The following is a 20,721-nucleotide window of genomic DNA, read 5'->3' on the forward strand; positions in this document are numbered from 1 at the left end:
TTTTTCGTTTTCATTCATAACTTTTCAGGAACCGACATTTAAATTAATGCGATCTAGAGAGGAAGACAGCGTGATTTCCCTGGCGTGGGTACTCATATTAACCAATTCAAAAGTATGCACGCAACCAACCCCGTATATGCTGGAACTTTCGGATCAAATATCTTTGCTTTCAAAAGAAGATGAAATATACCAAATCAGAAAGGAAGCAGCATGTGACACAACAATCGCAAAGCGGCCGAACCATTGCCTCATATTGCGAGGGATATGGAATCAATTATCATACTTTCAATAACTGGCGTCGAAAATACAAAAATGCTGAGAGAAAAAAGCAAAAATCGAGTTTGTCAAGATCCTTTGTAGAAGTAGCTGCCCCCAAGTCTGTCTTGGGTTTGGGGAGAACTAACATATATCTGCCCAATGGAGTTCGACTTCAGTTGGACCGGGAATTGGACAGCGAACTATTAAAACTTTTGAGTCATGTTTGAGAGTACTCGCCGGTATTATTTGTACAACCGTCCGGTAGACATGCGCAAGAGTTTTAACACCTTGTGCGGAGTAGTCCGCCATCAGATGGATCTCGAATTGGAAGAGAACGTGGGCTATATTTTCATTAACAAACGGACTACACACATGAAAGTCTTATTTTGGGAGGGGGACGGGCTGAGCATATACTTTAAGCGGCTGGAACAAGGCACTTTTGAACACCCGGATCAGGGGCCGGATTACCGGATCAGCTATGAAAAACTCATGTTGATATTGCAGGGTATATCGACTCAAAAAATTGTCCGAAGAAAACGCTATAAGTTAGTATAATAAGGGGTAAAGTCGTATCTTTAAGACATGACTTTAGAAGCGGAAAACAACCAACTTAAAGCCGAAAACCAGGAGCTAAAAAGAGAAATGATATATGTGAGACACGAGCTGAATCAACTCAAACAGATGATGTTTGGTAGTCGGTCTGAACGCAGTAAAACCCTCTACTATGACCATGGTCAGATGAAGTTATTTGAAGAAGAAAAACCTGGTGAGAAGCCTGAAGTCAAGAAGATAAAAGTTCGGTCCCATGACAAAGTCAAAATCAGGAAAAAGCCGAAGCGGGCTATATTTCCGGCAGATCTGCCTAGAGAGGATCAGACTCTCAATCCCGAAGGAATAGATGAAGACCAGTACCAAAAGATCGGAGAAGATATCACTGAAATTCTGGCTTATAGGCCAGGAGAGATCTATGTCAAACAGATAATCCGTCCCCGATGGGTGCCCATAACGAAAGAAGATTCTGACGAGACGGAAAAGGCGGTTTTACAGGAACCTATTCCGCCCAGACTGATTCCCAAAGGCATGGTGGATGAAAGTTTGGTCGCCCATATCATAGAAGAGAAATTTCTGCATCACACCCCGGTCTATAGACTGGTTAAAAAATACAAGCAGATCGGAGTGGATTTTATCAAAAACAGGAATCTGCACAATTGGATCCATCAAGCAGCAGAAGCCTTGATGTCTTTGTACCATTTGCTGGAGAAGGATATGCTAAGTTCTCCCTATTTGCAGGGCGGCGAAAGTACTCTCAAGGTTTTAAGTAGTAAAAAGCCCGGAGCATCCCATACCGGATATATGTGGTTGATCCATAATCCAGAGAATCAAACCACTTTATTTCACTACGATCCTACCCGACAGCACAGAGTAGCGCATGAATTATTTGGTCAATACGGTGGGATATTGCAGGCTGACGGCTATGAAGCCTACGAAAGTGTAGCAAAAGCAAATCCGCAAATGAGACTTATCAATTGTATGGCACATGCCCGGCGAAAGTTTGTAGAAGCCTCAAACAGCGATCCACCCGAAGCAAAATATTATCTGGTCCAGATAGGAGCACTCTACCATCTGGAGAGGGAGCTTCGGGAACAAAAGGCTGATTACGAAACCCGCTTTAATAAAAGGCAGGAAATCGCTGTGCCCATTTTATCAGAACTGGAGAACTGGATGAAAGAGCTGGTCATGCAAAAATCTATATTGCCTAAAAGTCCTTTAGGTAAAGTAAAGCCATTGCCTACTCTCTGAACAGATGGAAGGGCTTGTGCGCCTATACGCAAGACGGTAAACTGGAGATAGACAACAACTGTATTGAAAACAAAGTACGGCCATTGGCTTTGGGCCGGAAGAATTATCTATTCGCCAAGAACCATAATACGGCTCAAAACCTGGCTTGTCTGTATAGCATCATCATTACTGCAGACAACCACAAGTTGTGCATCCACAAATACCTGGAATGGCTGCTTAGAAAAACGGTCAGCGAGAAGATAACGGATCAGGCGGTGAGCTGGCTACCTCATAAACTAACTCCCAAAGATAGGGAGGAATTTATGCTCAAATAGAACGGGGTAGAATGCCTGGATACGAACAAAGAAAGGAGCTATTAAGATGCATGCTGTTCTGGATTATGATCTGGGACTTCCCAATTATGCCTATATCAAAGAGGGAAAAACACATGACATCAAACCAGCCAGAACTCACAGTTTCCCGTCTGATTCAGTCATTGTAGTGGATCGTGCCTATGTAGATTTTGTATGGCTTAATAATTTGGACAGCAACCGGGTCATTTACGTCACCAGATTGAAAAAGAATGTAAATTTTGAAATAGTAAAAGAACTACCTGTTAACGAAAAACACGAGCATATATTAAGTGACCAGATCATCAAGCTGACTGGTGATGAAACCCGCAATAAGTACTCAGGGAAGATCCGGGTGATCGAAGTTTATGACCCGAAAAACGATCAGATACTCATTTTGATGACGAATAATTTTAATTGGACAGCAGGCACTGTTTCACAGCTATACAAGGCCAGATGGGATGTGGAGGTGTTTTTTAAATTCATCAAGCAGTTGTTTCGAGTTAAAACATTTGTGGGCACTTCACCAAATGCTGTACGTATACAGCTATGGTGCTCCCTCATTGCAATGATATTGTTCAGATACTTAAAACAGAAAGCAGAATACAAGTGGAATCTATCAAACTTAGTCACCTTGTTGAGAGTTCATCTTTTTTCGAAGATTGACCTATGGACTTGGATAAATAAACCTATACTCGAGAAAGTGAATTCACCTCCTGAGATTACGTTATTTGACTAGAAGGGAGGTTGATTTCTAAATAGAGCATTCTCAAAGCCTAAATTGTTGGTTTTCAACCACTATATTTATGCCTGAAATTTATTTTGGACAGGTGTGAATATATCCTTGCAATAAAAGGGGTGGGTATTGCAAACGGTGAATAAAAAAGTAAAGGAGTGAAAAGAGTTTTGTCCGCCGAGTCAAGCTTAAACAAAATATCTGACAAAACAAAAAAAATAGGATTAATTTTTTACTTGATAAACTGTAGGCAAGTAGAGTTGCTTATTAACAAATTATTTAGGATATCGGCTTGTAGCCCGACAGGCTTTCTGAAGGCGCTGAAAACAACAGAATGTAAATACCAACAGAAAACAAGTTTCATGAACTTTTATGTAATTTATATTGGTTTACTTTAGTTCTTTGAGATAAAAGGTGGGAGCTTACTTGCTTTTGAAATGTCGATCGAATGAGAACACGAGGGCTCTTGTAGACTCAATCTTGAACTCGGGGAATGAACTCAACGGACATTTGCTTTAATCTGGTAAATATTTTACCTTTATTTTTTTTTCTGCGTGCGTTCAAGAGGTGATAGGGGTTGATGCCACTGAGATCTGAAGAACAATCTTGTAACTGAAGCAGACTCTTTTTCTGCTCAAAAAATGTAATTATTTTGAAATTGAATTTGTATCAATTCCTCTCTGCTGCGATCATCTTCGTGTACATCGGAACGTTTTTTTCATGCGTTTCAGCGAATGAGAATAAAGAAAATCCTACCCCGCCCAATATTGTATTTATCATGAGTGATGACCATGGATATCAGGCAATCAGTGCCTATGGTCACGGTCTCAATAACACACCGAATATTGATCGGATAGCCCAGGAGGGTGCGTTGTTTACAAGATCCACAGTGACGAATTCGATCTGTGCGCCGAGTCGTGCCGTGATGCTGACAGGGATGCACAGCTTTGTGAACGGTAAAGTCGATAACGTACAGCCTTTTAACTGGGATCAACCCAATTTTCCAAAAATACTTCAGGCCAACGGGTATCAGACCGCTATGATCGGAAAAATTCATCTGGACGGATTACCGCAAGGATTTGATTATTCGATGGTGCTTCCGGGGCAGGGCCACTATTACAATCCGGATTTTATAGTCAATGGAGAACGGAAACGTTTTCCGGGTTATGTCACACAAATCACTACGGATTATGCGTTAAAGTGGTTGGATGAAATGCGGGATAAGGATAAACCTTTTTGCTTGCTATATCATCAAAAGGCCCCCCATCGAAACTGGAAACCGGAAGAAAAATACCTGACTCTTTTTGATGACATCGAGTTTACACCACCTGCCAACTATTACGACGATTATGCGGGAAGAGGAACTGCGGCCCACGAGCAGGAAATGGAAATCGATGGTCACGCCAGGTGGGGACATGACTTTAAAATGTTGGTCAACCCCGATGGAGACACGACCCGGTTGGCCCGACAGCTGAAGCGGTTTACGCCGGAACAAAAAGAAAAATGGCTGGCGGCATATACACCTAAAAATGAGGCCATGAAAGCGGCGAATCTTAGTGGTAAAGAGCTGGCCGAGTGGAAGTTCAACCGATATATCAAAGATTATCTGCGCACCATTCAGTCCGTGGATGATGGCGTGGGAGAAGTCTTGGATTATCTGGACGAGAACGGATTGGGCGAAAATACGATTGTCGTTTATACATCAGATCAGGGATTTTATCTCGGAGAACACGGTTGGTTTGACAAGCGGTTTATGTATGAAGAATCATTTCGCACGCCCCTTTTGATGCGGTATCCAAAAGAAATCAAAGCAGGTACGAAAATAGATGCTTTAGTGCAAAACCTGGATTTTGCACCGACCTTTCTAGACTATGCGGGGATCCAAGCGCCCGAAGAAATGCAGGGCGAGTCATTTCGGGATGTAGTGAGTGGTGCAACCGAAACGTGGCGGGATGCCGTCTATTACACCTATTATGAATACCCTTCCGTTCACATGGTCAAACGCCATTATGGTGTGTCGACGGATCGATACAAGTTGATTCATTTTTATTATGACATCGATGAATGGGAGCTGTATGATTTGGAAAAGGATCCCAATGAAATGAACAGTGTGTATGGTGATCCGGCGTACAAGGAAGTTGAACAAATGATGCATGCCCGGCTGGATTCCATCCGTCAGTACTATGGAGATAGTGATGCAAACGATCAACGGTATTTAAAGGCTTATTTGGATCATAGGGCCAAAAGGTAGGGTGTATGGTAGTGAGATCGCACGATCGCCGTTATGCCCATGTGGCTTTTTTTAAAACGGGTTTAATGGATGCTTGATTGTGAATTTTCACCTCCAGACGCTTGATGGCAAATTTGATAGGTATCCAGGTCTACAGAAACTGATTTCTTTTAACAGAATACCGGATTGCCTTCTGATTAATGTATATTAACACAAAAACCATGATGCTTGTCTGTTCGAAATACCATGTGGAAGTGATTCTTGCTGTTTTTATAGGGGTTCTTTTAGCGTCTAATAGGCTCACGGGTCAGGCTACAGACCGGCCTAATGTGATTTTTATATTTGCGGATGACATGGGGTATGGAGATGTATCTGCCCTTAATCCGGAAGCCAAAACATTTACACCTCACATTGATCGTCTGATCAGCCAGGGGATTACCTTCACGGATGCCCATGCCAGCGCATCGGTATGCACGCCTTCCCGGTATGGATTGCTCACTGGGAAGTATGCGTGGCGAAAAGAAGGAACCGGAGTGATTAGCGGGTATGGTGGACCGGTGATCGATCCTGAAAGATCCACTTTGGCTGATGTGTTTCGAGCGGCCGGTTATGCAACGGTCTGTATTGGAAAATGGCACCTGGGGGTGGACTGGCCCTTGAAGGACAGTCGGCCATTGGTATACACTGATGAAAGTGGGCGCTCCAATGTGGATTTTAGTCAACCCGTCCTTGTCGGCCCCTATGATTATGGGTTTGACTATTCTTTTATTCTGCCGGCATCCCTCGACATGCCGCCCTATGTGTTTTTAGAAAATGGACTTCCGACGGAGCCACAGATGATTTTGACCAGTGATGTCTATGATGAAAGACGGAATGACACCAAGGATGCCTGGGATAAAAAACATACTCAACCCGGAGATGTATATTGGCGAAAAGGAGTATGGTGGCGGAAAGGAGAAATGGCAGGTTCATTTCGCATGATCCGCTGTCTTCCGGAGATCGTCACTCGGGGTGCGGGTTATGTTTCACGACACAAGTTCGTTCGTGGTGTGACATCAGAAGATTCTACGTCTCCTTTTTTTCTGTATCTTCCGCTCACTGGGCCACATACACCCTGGATCACTTCGCCGGATTTTCAGGGAAAGTCATCCGTAGGTGACTATGGCGATTTCATCCTGCAGGTAGATGATGCAGTGGGCCAAGTGGTGGATAAGTTGAAAAAGGCTGGCGAATGGGAAAACACGATTGTGATTTTCTCAAGCGACAACGGTGCGTATTGGCCACAAGAAGAAATTGAGCTACAAAATCACGATTCCAATCAAGGACGTCGCGGACAAAAAGGAGATATTTGGGATGGTGGTCACCGGATACCACTGGTGATATCATGGCCGGACAAAATTAAGCGATCCATTACTTACAACGGGCTGACCAGTTTGACTGACTTTTATGCCACCTTTAAGGCATTTTTAGACCAGGGAATGGAACCGGGAGAAGGGGAGGACAGCCAGAGCTTTTTACCTTTGTTGGAAGGAAAAGAGTTAAAATCACACCGTACCTCTATGATTCATCATTCTTCCAGAGGTGTATTTGCTATTCGGGATGGAAATTGGAAGTACATCGATGGCCTCGGGTCCGGTGGATTTACCAAACCTGCGAAAGTGGAGCCTCAGCGTGGCGACCCACCGGGACAATTGTACAATATCGCAAAGGATCCTTCGGAGTCTGAAAACTTGTATTCGGAAAATAAAGAACGGGTGGAAGAGATGAAGAAATCACTAAGGAATGAAATCAAAAAGTGAAACTGAGGATTAGAGTCGCTTAATTCTTCCTAATAGGTTTCAGGTCCTATTATATTCCCCAGAAACATGGAGGCCGAAGAAATTCATCTTCAGTTATCTTAAAATCATCTTCGAAATGAACAGTGGTCTTTCCTTGGAGTATCCAATTGACGCTTCTCGCCAGATGTGGGAAGCTCAGGTATGAAGTAACCTACTATTTCTTTATTCTTACCGTAGGTGACAGCAACCGTATTTCCTTTTTTGACCCATTCTATTACTTCAGAAAATCAGGCTTTAAATTTCCTACATTCATTGTTTTCATTTTCTCTTTTTCACTAAAGATACAAAGATCATGACAACTTGTCAAGTAGAATAACGCGGTGTTTTGAACTAGTGAGCCGATCACCAATGTGTTTTCCGTGGAAGCCACCACCCATTATTCCCGGACACTATGGTATTAGCATAGATCGTATTTACTAAGTTATGTCCTTCTCTCTGGTGGCTGGGGAAAGATTTCGATGATTAGATCAGGTGCACCCAGACATCCTCTTTCATCGAGTAAAAATCAACCTTTTGAGAAGATCACATCTTTGAAAGAAAATTTAAATTGTACTACCTCCATTAGGACGATAGACGAACGGGAAGACCTGTTTCTTCTTTTTTCGCCGGCTGTGAAATCAACCATAAGCCAATTAGTGTAATGGCTCCATTGACCAACAATATCTCAAATCCAAATTGGTACCCATTTAGCAAGGCTTCAGAATTTGCACTTAATATATAGCTCAATATAGGGGCCAGGATACATATCACAGGCACAAAGCGATCTCGGACAATTCGTTTGGTGTAAAAGCCAAATGTATAAAGACCCAGCAAAGGTCCATAGGTGTACCCTGCTACTTTGAACAGGGATGATATAACAGCTTCGTCATTGATCCACCAAAATATTTGAATGGTCAGAAACAATAGTATAGAGAAACCAATATGAACTTTTCGGCGGGTTTTAACCTTTTCCTTCTCCGATCGGTTCACTTTTTCAAAGTCGAGAACGTCAATGCAAAAAGAAGTCGTAAGCGACGTCAGTGCTGAATCAGCCGAACTGTATGCTGCAGCAATGAGACCCACTAAAAAAAGAACGCCAATGACCGGACCCAGGTGTTCCATGGCGAGCACCGGGAAGAGCAAATCCGTTGATGGGACTGCTTGACCGCCCACGATCCGGCTCGGCGTGCCGATGCCTTTGGATTGGGCATACAGATAAAGGAGTGCACCCAAAATCAAAAAGAGGAATACGACAAAGAACAGGACAATATTAAAGGTGTTGACATTTTTCTGAGCGTCCCGCAGATTGCTGATGCTTAAGTTTTTCTGCATCATATCCTGATCCAATCCCGTCATCACAATAGTTATAAACATGCCGGAAAGAAATTGCTTCCAAAAGTTATTGGGGTCTGACCACCCGCCTTCAAAGAAAAAAACCTGGCTCAGCTCGCTTTTACTGACTTCGGAAGCCATTTCGGCAATCGACCAATCAAAATAATTGGTAATGGAAATAATCGTTGCGATCAACACGATCAAAATACTTCCTGTCTGAATAGTGTCGGTCCAGATAATGGTTTTTATTCCTCCTTTGGAAGTGTAGATCCATATTAACAGAATAGTCAGTGCTACGGTGACCCAAAATGGAATGCCGACGGGATCCATGAGAAATTGCTGCAATACGATCGCAACCAAAAAGAGTCGGAAAGAAGCGCCAATCGTCCGGGAAAGCAAAAAATAACCCGCTCCTGTCTTGTAGCTGAATAAACCAAACCGTTGATCCAAGTAGCTGTATATGGATGTCAGTTTTAACCTGTAATACGTAGGCATGAGCACGTAGGCAATGACGATGTACCCAAAAATATACCCCATGGCCATTTGAAGATACGAAAACTGCGAGTCACCTACCCAGCCCGGGACGCTGATAAACGTCACTCCCGACAAGGTCGAGCCGATCATCCCAAAAGCAACAATGTACCAGGGGGACTCCCGACTGCCAATAAAAAAATCATCATTACTGGAACCCTTTGAAGTTGTTCGTGCGATATAGATCAATACTCCAAAATAAACGGCAATGACGATAAGAACGACGGTAGGAGAAATCATAGCTTGGATTTTTTCATGAATTACGGAAACGAATATACCATCTAAGTTTTAGAATTATTCGTATATATTTAGTAAATTAGGGACGGATAGACATTGACATGAAAAACATCTACGTATATATTGCTTTTGCATCCATGCTGCTTTGGTCGGCACAGATGAGTGGACAAGCTATCCGTTGGCCCAAACCGGTTCAACCCTCGAAGCAAAAAATCTATACCAAGAGCAGCCAGTTTATGGTAAAGCTTTCACCGGCTGGGATGCAAGTCGGGTATCGATTTGGAGATTTACCTAATTTTTATACCGATAAATACTACCAAATTGAAGTGGGGCAGATCCGCCATCCAAAGGAACTGAACAGTGGTTTGCAGGCATTGAAATCCAGTATAAGTCGAGGATTTTTTAAAAACTACATTTACGGCAAGCAAAATTCACTTTATACGCTACGAGCCAGTCAGGGTAAGACCGTTTATTTGAGCGATAAAATATCTAAAAAAAATATTTTGGTAGGTTACACCTACCGGTATGGATTGTCCGCAGGTTTGATCAAACCCTATTATCTTCAAGTTCTTAAAGAGAATGATGATTTGTACAATCGGGATTTTGATTTCATTAAGTACACGGAAGAAAATCGGGAGCGTTTCCTCAATGATGAAGATGTCTTTGGGAAAGCACCCTTTCGAAAAGGACTGGGGGAGATGAGTTTTACACCCGGGATCCATGCCCAGGGAGGTATGCATTTTGATTGGAGTAAAGATGAACGCATTATTTTGGCGACCGAAATAGGCTTAATGTTTGATTTTTATTTTTCCTCCATTCCCCTGATGGTTGACCAGTCCAGTAAGCCATTCTTTCTGAATCTTTACGTATCTTTACAGTTTGGTAAACGGAAATAACTCCACAGCATGGTTCCGATTTATTTGAGATCTGCTTAGAGTTTTCTGTTATTATCATCTTGTTTTTCCGTGGATCTGATGGCACCGTATCGTGCTGCGTGGAATTTTCTGTTCGAGAGAAATACCTGGTTCCGCTGGGAAACAAAGTCATTATTTCCGAAGAACTTCGGTAAACTTGGTTTTATCGGGTACAAATATTGCAATACAATGATAGAACTTCCTGTCAAAGAAAAACGTCAAAAACGGCCTGATTGGTTACGCGTTAAGTTGCCGATCGGAGAAAATTATAAAAAAGTTCGCCGTCTGGTGGATGAATATGATCTTCACACGATTTGTCAGAGTGGGAACTGTCCCAACATGGGAGAATGTTGGGGGGCGGGAACCGCCACCTTTATGATATTGGGAAATGTATGTACAAGATCCTGTTCCTTCTGTGCAGTAAAAACAGGCCGACCACCTGAATACGATGAGAATGAACCAGAGCGGGTGGCTGAAGCCATTGCGCTGATGCAGGTGAAGCACGCGGTGCTCACTTCTGTAAACCGGGATGAACTCAAAGACAGAGGAGCCGAGATCTGGCATCAGACTGTGCGAGCCATCAAAGAAAAAAGTCCCGATACAACCATCGAAACATTAATTCCCGATGTGCGTGCCACCTGGTCCGCGCTCGAAAGAATGATCAGCGCTGGCCAGGAGGTTGTGTCTCACAATATGGAAACGGTGCCCCGATTGTATCGGTTGGTTCGTCCGCAGGCTAAGTATGATCGCAGTCTGGAACAGATCCAAAGAACAAAAGACTATGGTAAACGAACAAAATCAGGGATTATGGTCGGACTCGGCGAAACCAAAGATGAAGTTCTCGCGACCATGGATGATTTGGTGGAGCATGGCTGTGATGTGATGACGTTGGGCCAATATCTGCAACCTACCCAAATGCACATGAAGGTGGCGGAATTTGTCCATCCCGACGTGTTTGATTTTTACCGGGAAGAAGGCTATGCACGGGGTTTTGACTTCGTCGAAAGCGGTCCGCTGGTGCGATCATCTTATCATGCAGAGAGACACCTTTGACTAGGATTGTAGGATTGACTGGGATTGTAGGATTGACTAGGATTGTAGGATTGACTAGGATTGTAGGATTGACTAGGATTGACTAGGATTGTAGGATTGGCTAGGATGGACTGGGATTGTAGGATTGACTGGGATTGTAGGATTGACTGGGATTCTAGGATTGACTAGGATTGTAGGATGGACTAGGATTGTAGGATTGACTAGGATTGTAGGATTGACTGGGATTGTAGGATTGACTAGGATTGTAGGATTGACTGGGATTCTAGGATTGACTGGGATTGTAGGATTGACTAGGATTGTAGGATTGACTGGGATTGTAGGATTGACTAGGATTGTAGGATTGACTGGGATTGTAGGATTGACTAGGATTGTAGGATTGACTGGGATTGTAGGATTGACTGGGATTGTAGGATGGACTAGGATTGTAGGATTGACTGGGATTGTAGGATTGACTAGGATTGTAGGATGGACTGGGATTGTAGGATTGACTAGGATTGTAGGATTGACTGGGATTGTAGGATTGACTAGGATTGTAGGATTGACTAGGATTCTAGGATGGACTGGGATTGTAGGATTCTAGGATTGTAGGATTGACTAGGATTCTAGGATGGACTGGGATTGTAGGATTCTAGGATTGTAGGATTGACTAGGATTGTAGGATTGACTGGGATTGTAGGATTGACTGGGATTGTAGGATTGACTAGGATTGTAGGATTGGCTAGGATGGACTGGGATTGTAGGATTGACTGGGGCAGCACGACTATTTCAAGAATATAATTATGAAAAAGCAAATCGATGATAAGCTTACCTACATGATTATAGGGTGTGCTATGAAAGTACATAACAAATTGGGGTGTGGATTTCCAGAGAAAATTTATCAGAAAGCATTGGCAATAGAAATGACTAAAGAAGGTCTGAAATTTGATTTAGAAATGTCCATTCCCATTTATTACCATGATGTAAAACTAACCACACGAAGAGTGGACTTCTTTGTACAAGACAAAGTCATGGTTGAATTAAAAGCAATATTCCAACTGGAAAACGGGCATTTAAATCAGGCCATGAACTATTGCGAAGCATGTAATTTACCATATGGACTTCTTATTAATTTTGGAGCAAAAAGCTTGGAGTATAAACGAGTTTATAATTTAAACCATCCTGATAATAAGACAACCTGACCACCAAAAGCTTTAAATGCAGAGATTTCAACTTTCTTTTGAGAGTGGACATGGCTTTTCCTGAATTTGCGAAGCCTTCAATCTATAAACCTCGCAAATTCTATTAAATCTTATCAATCTTATAATCCTAGTCTACCAGCCCGGCACAAAATTCAATCCAAAAGAACCTTTGACACCGTCGATCAATGGTTTGGCGTAGAAGGGCTCTAGAATTAAGGCACCAAACAAGTTGACCCGTAAAGCGACTCCCACACTCTGGAGTATTTTGGGCTCAAACCCTTCGGGTGCATCAAAGGGATTGTTTCTCGACCAGGCTGTTCCTACATCATAAAAGAGGGCCAGTTGGCTCAAAATAAACCCTGTGGGAATGATAGCCAATTCCTCCGGTCCGGTGAACGGGACCCTGAACTCGACGTTGCCGACGAAAAGTTTTGATCCGCGAACACTATTGGTCAACCCCAGTTCTTCCAGTTTGACATTACTGATGTTGGAATACCCCCGTATAAACGTGGGATAAATGACATAGTTCGACAGGTTATTATTGTTGGCATCTTCTCCATACTGGCCATATTGCAGCGCACGAACCGCCAGCGAAGACTTCTTAAGATAAAAATACTTACGCAAATCAACCAATGTGGTCAGGTAGTTCCAGTGTCCAAAGTTTTGGGTGACCCCGACCCGGAACCGGTAACCATTGAGTGGTGAGGTAAATCCAAAGGTGGAGTTGTCTCCCACAAAAGCCGTCTGAACGTTGAACAAACCAAAGCCATCCGGGGATTCTACTTTTTCCCGATCCTGATAAATGATCCGCCCAAAATCATCGTAATAGTTGTGCCATCGTTCTGTCCGATAGTAATACAGGGAGTAACCACCACCGGCTTCCACGCGGATGGACTGGTTAAAAGCATACTGAGAGAACATACTGATCTGATCTTGAAATACCCGGTATATGTCATAGGTGAAATCCAGAACTGGTATTGACCCGCCGTTGACGGGTAATGAATCACGGATGTAGGACGGATAGCTACTGTATCGGAAGGGAACATGAGAAATTCCGCCACCCCAGCCAATTTTGCCGGTTTGATTCCGGTAAAGTATCTGGGCCCCAAGGTCATAAATTTCCCCATTTAGTGCGAGCGTACTATAGATCTGATTGTTGCCAAGGATGTCACTGAATATGGCATCCACCCCACCGGCTAATCCGGTAGACGTTCCGATAAAATTTCCCATACCTACACCGACGCCACCACCGCCACTGATGTAATCCAGTTTAAATTTTGGTCTGTACTTTTCCTTGTGAAATTCACTGGTCGCCATCAATGGTTGTTCGTCGAGGGTGTTCAGGTTTCGCTGAACGATCTGCGGACTTCGTCGGGTGTAGGTGGGCAATAATGCAGCTGTTTGATCAACGTCAGAAGGATCGACCGGAGTCATTTTACTAATATCCGGGGTGTAGCTGTAAATTTGATATTTGTTGTTGGTATAATAGTTATAGTATACTTTTCGACCGTCATCGGTCACGCTGATTGCTGAAGAAAATGGCGTGATTCCACTGACTCCGGTCACGATATCAGTCACCTGATAAAGGCTGCTGTCATTGGTATTGATCATATACATGTTGCGATATCCGTCTCGGTCTGAAAGGAAATAAAGATTTCCTTCTTTATCCGATACCGGATTGAGATTGTCTGCACCTGGAAACAAATTGTTTAAGTGGGTGGTTTCTTCCGTGGTCCGATCGTAATGCGCGATATTAAAATTCCAACTGGCTCCGGTTCGTCCTTGTCGATAGCTGATTTCATCGGTGGAAAAATAGATGCGGCTGCCATCCGGAGAGTAGTTCGGCATGATTTCAGAATACGTATTATTTGTCAGCCGGTTTGCTCGTTCTGTGCGAAGGTTGATTTCATAAAGATCGGTTTGTCCCTGCTCCAATCCCGACACCACCACGTATTTGCCGTCCGGAGACCAATCGGGGTAAGAGAACTTACTGACATTTTTCAGTCCGAAGGATTTTACAGTATTTCCTTTTTTATTCTTGATCATAAGAACACTGCGGCCCCGTTGGATTATCACATAAGCAAATTGTTCCCCATCGGGTGACCAGGTGCCGGCAGACTCTATAAAATCGACGTCGTCAATGGATCCGGTAAAGGCATTGGTTGAAATCCGTTCTTCGATTTTACCGGTGTTTGCATCTGCTATATAGAGGTCTGTGGATAGCACTCTCTTTTCGGAAAAGAATATTATTTTTTCACCATCCGGTGAAACCATCGGAGCCAGGTTCATGCGGCCCCCATTGTTTTCATTAATGATCACCCGGCCTGCCGGGTTAGCATCTTTGTTTTTTGTAAAGGGATCGTAAAAAGCTTTGAGGTTTCGCTTCCAGTCGGATGACAGGGAGTCTGTCGTCGTCCCGAGAACTAGTGCGACAGCATTGTCAAAACCATAGGCACCCGTCGCCTGGAAAAACGGACGGATGACGCGATCTCCAAATCGGCCGGCCAGAAAGGACCAGAAGGTTTGTCCCCACCGGTATGGAAAAAATCGAGGGTTGGTCAAGTCTTTGATGCCTGGAATAGTACCTTGTTTGACTGCATCACGCATCCACATGGCGGTCTGGGAGTCTTTGGGGCCTTTGGACATGTATTCTGCGAGACCTTCGACCATAAACAAAGGAAGGTTTTGAAGATTTTGCAGACCGGTGCTGTCTCCGCCGAGAATAATATTGTATTGAAAGGCGTGAACCAGCTCGTGACCGATGACGTGAAAGGTCTGCTGATTGGTCATGGCGATTGGGAGAATAACCCTGTTTTTAAGGGCTTCTGTAACACCACCGGTACCGATACTGATGTTTCCACCGATGGCTCGTGTTTGCTGAAAATCTCCATGATCATTGTAAAGGATAAACGGATTGTGGGTGGGAAAGGTGTCACGAAACACTTCCTGGTGCATGCTGTGCCATTGCTCCGTCCACTGTGAGATCTTATTGATCTGATCGCGATCGCGTAAATAGTGGTACATGTCAAAATGCGGCGTTTGAAGGATGCTGAAATTTTGAGTTTCGTATTTTGGTTTGTTTTTACCAAAATACTGACTATAACCCGTGGTGAAGATTGTGAAGAACAACCCCAGGGTGAGAAGTGATTTGGTGATAAGATTCATAGTTGCGATTGTTTTTGGATAGATCCGGAAGACCAAATCTATTTTATTTTCAAGGACTCTTAACGAGTGTATGTCGTGTCTTATGGTGAGGGCTCTTTAATTTAATATACATATATATTTGTTATTTGGTTTTTATCATGGACGTATTTTGTATTGTATTTAATGCAATATCCGATTTTTAACAGAATCTTATATTTTTTCACCCGACACAATATCCTGCAATACAGAAATTAAGCTGACAAAATGATAGCTTTTATCAGCTCAGACTGACAAAGTTACCTGTTTCCCTGCATGTTTCCCATTTGGTTTTAATTTTGATAGTATATGTTTTAAAAAAAGTAATATGACATACGATAATTTCACAATAAAAGCGCAGGAGTCAATCCTCCGCGCCCAGCAAATTGCCGGCGAACTGGATCAGCAGTCTGTTGACACCGCTCATATTGTCGCGGGGATCATGGAGGTCGATAAAGAAATTCCTCAATTTTTATTCAATAAAATGGGAGTCAGCCTGCCTGAATTACAAAAAGCCATTCGAGATGATATCCAGTCTTTCCCGAAAGTAGAAGGAACGGATAAACAATACCTCACTAACGATGCGAACAAGGTGTTGAGTCGTGCCAAAAAAAGCATGAAAAAGTTCAGTGATGAGTATATTTCTGTGGAAGTCATCCTGTTGGCGATTGTAGAAGGTTCGGATAAGACAGCCAAGTTGTTTAAATCCCTGGGGGTGTCTGAAGATTTGCTGATTGCAGCGATTAAAGAACTTCGGAAAGGCAAAGCAGTGGTTGATCAGAATACAGACAGCCAATACAATTCTCTAAAGAAATATACGGTGAATTTGAACGAACGCGCCGAAAGCGGAAAATTAGACCCTATTATCGGTCGGGACGAAGAAATTCGACGTATTCTCCATATCCTTTCCCGTCGTAAGAAAAATAATCCTCTTTTAATCGGAGAAGCAGGTGTTGGAAAAACGGCGATCGTCGAAGGTATTGCCTGGCGAATCGTGAATCAGGACGTCCCCGAGAATTTGCGATCCAAAAAAATATTTTCTTTGGATCTGGCTGCTTTGATTGCCGGAGCGAAATACAAAGGTGAATTTGAGGAACGGATCAAGGCGGTTATTAACGAGGTCAAAGAAAGCAATGGTGAGTTTATTCTATTTATAGACGAAATTCACACGCTGATAGGAGCCGGTGGCGGTCAAGGGGCTATGGATGCTGCGAATATTCTTAAACCGGCATTGGCCCGGGGTGAACTGCGAACCATCGGAGCAACTACATTGGACGAATATCAAAAGCATTTTGAGAAAGACAAAGCCTTAGTGCGACGCTTCCAGACGGTAACGATTGACGAACCGAGCATAGAAGACACCATTTCTATCCTCCGTGGACTTCAGGAAAAATATGAAGTGTATCACAAAATTGAGATCATGGATGAAGCATTGATCGCTGCAGCCGAACTGTCCGATCGTTACATCGCTGATCGGCACCTGCCGGACAAAGCTATTGATCTGATCGATGAAGCAGCTGCCCGTTTACGTCTGGAGCTCGATAGCGTTCCTGAAGAAATTGATGAATGGGACCGGAAGGTTCGGCAACTGGAAATCGAGCGGGAGGCCATTAAGCGCGAAGGCAGTGAAGGTAAACAAAAAGTGATCTCAGAAGAATTGGCGAATGCCAAGGAAAAACTGGATTCGTTGAAAGCCACCTGGAAAAATGAAAAAGACATCGTGGATGCCATCCAGAATGTCCGCAGCAAGATGGAAAAACTGGAGGTGGAAGCTGCCCGGGCCGAACGTGAGAGTGATTATGAAAAGGTAGCTCGCATCCGGTATGGAGAGTTCAAAGAACTTGAAGCGCAGCTCATGGCTGCTGAAGACAAGCTGGATTCTCTGGAGGATGAGAAGCGGTTTACGACCGAAGAAGTTACCGCTGATGATATCGCTGAAATCGTTTCGCGTTGGACGGGAATCCCTGTTCAGAAAATGTTGCAAAGCGAAAAAGATAAATTAATAAATCTTGAGAAATACATCGGACAACGACTAATCGGACAGGATGAGGCCGTGCGTGCTGTATCTGATGCCGTGCGTAGAAGTCGCGCGGGTATGCAGGATGCCAATCGTCCAATTGGTTCTTTTATCTTTTTGGGTCCGACCGGGGTGGGTAAGACGGAATTAGCCAAAACGTTGGCTGAAGTTTTGTTTGACGATGAAAATGCGATTACCCGGATCGATATGAGTGAGTTTCAGGAGAGGCATTCTGTCTCGAGGTTGGTCGGAGCCCCTCCGGGCTACGTGGGCTATGATGAGGGGGGACAGTTGACGGAGGCTGTTCGGAGAAAACCTTATTCGATTGTGTTGTTGGATGAAATAGAGAAAGCGCACCCGGATACGTTCAATATTTTGCTTCAGGTGCTCGATGACGGCCGTTTAACTGATAACAAGGGCCGGGAGGCTAATTTCCGAAATACGATTATTATTATGACGTCCAACCTGGGCTCTGATATTATTCTGGAAAACTTTGAAGATCTGAGGTCGATCGGAGATGAACACAGGAGCGATGTGCTGGAAACTACCAAGCTGGAAGTATTCGAATTATTGAAAGACAACATGCGCCCCGAATTTCTTAACAGGATTGATGAGCGAATTATGTTTTTGCCTCTGACACTGGAAGAAATCAAAAAAATTGCGGGATTGCATATTCAGAAGGTTCGAAAAAATCTTAACAAGCAGGGATTGCTGCTCGAAATCACGGATGATGCCATGGAAATGATTGCCGACATGGGGTATGATCCACAGTTCGGGGCACGACCATTAAAGCGGGTGATCCAGAAAGAACTGGTTAATGAACTTTCGATGCTTATTCTGGACGGTGATTTTGAAGTCGGTGAAAAAATATATGTCGATGGGGATGCCGGCGGATTAAAATTTAGCCTGGATAATAAGTTTTTTAGTTATTCTGCGCAATCGCTCATCCAGTCAGAAAAGGATAGGTAATGGAATTTTTTGTGGATGATGGGCGTTCCACACATACAACTGGTCGGGAAATTTTTATATTTGACGGCCAGTTAATTTATCTTTTATTCTAAATAAATCTTTTTCTTATGAAGTTTCCGTTGAGATTGCTATTCCTTGCTTTTATTCTGTTTCAGTTCCCTTCCCTCAGTCAAGCACAAATTTTGAAAAGAACTCTGAACAAGCTTGGCCAAAGAGTCGTGGAGAAAAAAGTAGAAAAAGAAGTCGACAAAAAGATTGATGAAGTAGCCGATTCCATCGTCCGGGCCATGGACGGGGAGGAGCCCATGACTGCAGAAGAGCGTAAAGAAGCCGATGAGAACCGAAGAAGAGCGGGACAACTCATAGGTGGTATGATGGGCGGGATCAACAGTTATGAATTACCCCCCTCCTATGATTTTGAATATCGGATCATGATGGAAATGGAAGATGAAAAGGGCAGAATAACATCCATGACTACTTATTTGACGGATGGTTCTATTATTGGATATGAAACGGGCGAAGCGGATTCCAAGAAGGGCGAAGATGCTTTCGTGGTGATGGATTTTGATAAGGAATATATGGCCACTTTTACCAAAGAAAAAGATCAGAATGTTGCCATGTCGATTCCTATTCCTATGGATATGATTTCCTCTATGGCTGCGTCTGAAATCGAAAAGCAACAAGAAAGTGACGATTACTCGATCCAGAAAACAGGTAATACCAAAACGATTAATGGGTATAAGTGTACCGAGTATATCACGGAAGATGATGAATATATACAGCACATCTGGCTGACCAAAGAGGTCGATGTCAATACCGGGTTCTATGCCTTGTTGTCCAAAATGGTAGATAAAAAGCAACAAGTAGCCAACCCGATGGTGAACGAGGGGTATCCTATCCTGATCGAAATGATAAAAAAGAAAAATGATAAAAAGTCTTATGTCAGAACGAAAGAGATCAAAGAAGGAAGTTTTCCTTTTCAAGCTTCTGAGTACTCGTATGCCTATTGAAGTTGAGGGTAAGGTTTAGGCTGAGTTAGAGTCTAAGAAATTGAGGTCAGCAGAGCTGTGCGGCCGGGCATGGAGCTTGGTCAGGATCAGGGAAGTCATGGTGATTGAGAAGTATACTTAATGGTGTCGGATGGAAACTTCACCACGAATTTCTGTTATATTAAAAAAATATAGTAGCTTTAGGGGGACTTTTAATCCATGATGATTGTGAACGACCTTTACAATAATTTTGAAGATGAAAAATTATTAAAGCTTATCTCCCGTGGAGACAGGGGAGCCTTTACTACACTATTTTATCGGCATTGGGAAGATCTGTATAAATCTGCTTTTTATGTTACGCAGAACACCGATGTATGTAAAGATGCCGTTCAGGAAGTCTTTGTTTGGTTTTGGGAGAACAGAAACAAATGGTCTGTGACCAATACCCAATCATACCTCAGGGCTGCGGTTAAGTACAAAATAGCAAACGCGATTCGCAAGGGAAAGCTGCATAGGGCGGCGTTAGAAGGTTGGAAAGAACGAGTAGAGGATGAGCAGACTACGGTGCTTCGTGAATTGGAAGTTCAAGAATTAAGACAGGTTATCCTGGACTTTACCCAACAATTACCACCCCGGTGTCAGGAGATTTTTCGTTTGAGTCGTTTTGAGCACATGTCCAATAAGGAGATTGCAGAACGGTTAGGTATTTCTGAAAAAACTGTTGAGAATCAGATTACCATTGCATTGCGGCGTTTAAAGCGCCATCTGGGGTATTTAACTTTTTGGTTGATTTTTTTCTTGTAAGATTGCGTGGGGCATCGTAAAAAATAAGACGTATTCAATGATTGCGTAGCATAGCTTTTGGATTGTTCACTAATCAATTGCATAGTTAGCCCGCTTTATTCACCTCGTCAATATATTATGATGCATGATATGCAGTGCATCAATTGCTTCAATTCCAAGATTGGGCATATTGCACGGTATAAGATTTTGTAAATATTCAAAGATTGTCGAGGAAAAAATGGAGGTAAAGCTGGTGTTGCACCAAGTATTTTTGACGAAGAGCATCGAAGAATATTTCGGAATGTATGCGGCAATGAAGAATTCAAACGGTATAATTCAATAATCAACGCCAGGGGGGTAAATCAAAA

Annotated in this window: 16 protein-coding genes; 14 read left to right on the top strand and 2 right to left on the bottom strand. The window is 43.1% G+C overall.

Annotated features, from left to right (window positions below):
• Nucleotides 1-179: 179 nt before the first annotated feature.
• The 7 genes from tnpA (at nucleotide 180) to KUV50_RS14765 (ending at nucleotide 7,152) form a co-directional block, all read left to right on the top strand.
• Complete coding sequence (gene tnpA / locus KUV50_RS19780; RefSeq protein WP_222580941.1) at nucleotides 180-485, top strand: IS66 family insertion sequence element accessory protein TnpA; 306 nt, start codon at nucleotides 180-182, stop codon at nucleotides 483-485.
• A complete protein-coding gene (tnpB, locus tag KUV50_RS14740) occupies nucleotides 478-813 on the top strand; it encodes an IS66 family insertion sequence element accessory protein TnpB (protein WP_222580942.1) in 336 nt (111 codons plus the stop codon). Before tnpA ends, tnpB begins: the two co-directional genes overlap by 8 nt.
• 27 nt (nucleotides 814-840) lie before the next feature.
• Nucleotides 841-2,058 carry an IS66 family transposase gene (gene tnpC / locus KUV50_RS14745; protein ID WP_222580943.1) on the top strand — a complete coding sequence of 406 codons (1,218 nt, stop codon included), beginning with the start codon at nucleotides 841-843 and terminating at the stop codon, nucleotides 2,056-2,058.
• 14 nt (nucleotides 2,059-2,072) lie between these two features.
• Nucleotides 2,073-2,372, top strand: a complete 300-nt coding sequence (locus KUV50_RS14750) for a transposase (protein ID WP_222580944.1) — start codon at nucleotides 2,073-2,075, stop codon at nucleotides 2,370-2,372.
• A gap of 19 nt (nucleotides 2,373-2,391) precedes the next feature.
• Nucleotides 2,392-3,126 (top strand): IS4 family transposase, encoded by a 735-nt coding sequence (locus KUV50_RS14755; protein WP_315899989.1) that lies wholly within the window; start codon nucleotides 2,392-2,394, stop codon nucleotides 3,124-3,126.
• A gap of 694 nt (nucleotides 3,127-3,820) precedes the next feature.
• Nucleotides 3,821-5,374, top strand: coding sequence for a sulfatase (locus tag KUV50_RS14760; protein ID WP_410000063.1), 1,554 nt, complete (start codon nucleotides 3,821-3,823; stop codon nucleotides 5,372-5,374).
• Between the two features lie 200 nt (nucleotides 5,375-5,574).
• Nucleotides 5,575-7,152 carry a sulfatase family protein gene (locus KUV50_RS14765; protein ID WP_222580947.1) on the top strand — a complete coding sequence of 526 codons (1,578 nt, stop codon included), beginning with the start codon at nucleotides 5,575-5,577 and terminating at the stop codon, nucleotides 7,150-7,152.
• Between the two features lie 600 nt (nucleotides 7,153-7,752).
• On the opposite strand, the gene KUV50_RS14770 is transcribed toward KUV50_RS14765, so the two are convergent.
• Nucleotides 7,753-9,273: a sodium:solute symporter gene (locus KUV50_RS14770; protein ID WP_222580948.1), complete on the bottom strand. Its 1,521-nt coding sequence runs from the start codon at nucleotides 9,271-9,273 to the stop codon at nucleotides 7,753-7,755.
• A gap of 98 nt (nucleotides 9,274-9,371) precedes the next feature.
• Here KUV50_RS14770 and KUV50_RS14775 point away from each other — a divergent pair, with 98 nt between their 5' ends.
• The 4 genes from KUV50_RS14775 (at nucleotide 9,372) to KUV50_RS14790 (ending at nucleotide 12,415) form a co-directional block, all read left to right on the top strand.
• Nucleotides 9,372-10,166 (top strand): hypothetical protein, encoded by a 795-nt coding sequence (locus KUV50_RS14775; RefSeq protein WP_222580949.1) that lies wholly within the window; start codon nucleotides 9,372-9,374, stop codon nucleotides 10,164-10,166.
• Nucleotides 10,167-10,373: 207 nt separating this feature from the next.
• Nucleotides 10,374-11,237, top strand: a complete 864-nt coding sequence (gene lipA / locus KUV50_RS14780) for a lipoyl synthase (RefSeq protein ID WP_222580950.1) — start codon at nucleotides 10,374-10,376, stop codon at nucleotides 11,235-11,237.
• Between the two features lie 196 nt (nucleotides 11,238-11,433).
• Nucleotides 11,434-11,817: a hypothetical protein gene (locus tag KUV50_RS14785; protein ID WP_222580951.1), complete on the top strand. Its 384-nt coding sequence runs from the start codon at nucleotides 11,434-11,436 to the stop codon at nucleotides 11,815-11,817.
• 199 nt (nucleotides 11,818-12,016) lie between these two features.
• Nucleotides 12,017-12,415 carry a GxxExxY protein gene (locus KUV50_RS14790; RefSeq protein ID WP_222580952.1) on the top strand — a complete coding sequence of 133 codons (399 nt, stop codon included), beginning with the start codon at nucleotides 12,017-12,019 and terminating at the stop codon, nucleotides 12,413-12,415.
• Nucleotides 12,416-12,547: 132 nt separating this feature from the next.
• Here KUV50_RS14790 and KUV50_RS14795 read toward each other — a convergent pair whose 3' ends face one another.
• Nucleotides 12,548-15,580: a hypothetical protein gene (locus KUV50_RS14795; protein ID WP_222580953.1), complete on the bottom strand. Its 3,033-nt coding sequence runs from the start codon at nucleotides 15,578-15,580 to the stop codon at nucleotides 12,548-12,550.
• A 343-nt stretch (nucleotides 15,581-15,923) separates the two neighbouring features.
• Between KUV50_RS14795 and clpB the strand changes: the two genes are divergently transcribed.
• The 3 genes from clpB to KUV50_RS14810 all read left to right on the top strand — a co-directional run bounded on the left by clpB (nucleotide 15,924) and on the right by KUV50_RS14810 (nucleotide 20,374).
• Entirely contained in the window at nucleotides 15,924-18,581 is a 2,658-nt protein-coding gene (gene clpB, locus KUV50_RS14800) for an ATP-dependent chaperone ClpB (RefSeq protein WP_222580954.1), read from the top strand.
• 182 nt (nucleotides 18,582-18,763) lie between these two features.
• Nucleotides 18,764-19,591, top strand: a complete 828-nt coding sequence (locus KUV50_RS14805) for a DUF4412 domain-containing protein (protein ID WP_222580955.1) — start codon at nucleotides 18,764-18,766, stop codon at nucleotides 19,589-19,591.
• Nucleotides 19,592-19,798: 207 nt separating this feature from the next.
• Nucleotides 19,799-20,374 (top strand): RNA polymerase sigma factor, encoded by a 576-nt coding sequence (locus KUV50_RS14810; RefSeq protein ID WP_222580956.1) that lies wholly within the window; start codon nucleotides 19,799-19,801, stop codon nucleotides 20,372-20,374.
• The last annotated feature ends 347 nt before the right edge of the window (nucleotides 20,375-20,721 follow it).

It is taken from the genome of Membranihabitans marinus, from assembly GCF_019802045.1.
GTDB classification, from domain to species: domain Bacteria; phylum Bacteroidota; class Bacteroidia; order Chitinophagales; family Saprospiraceae; genus Membranihabitans; species Membranihabitans marinus_A.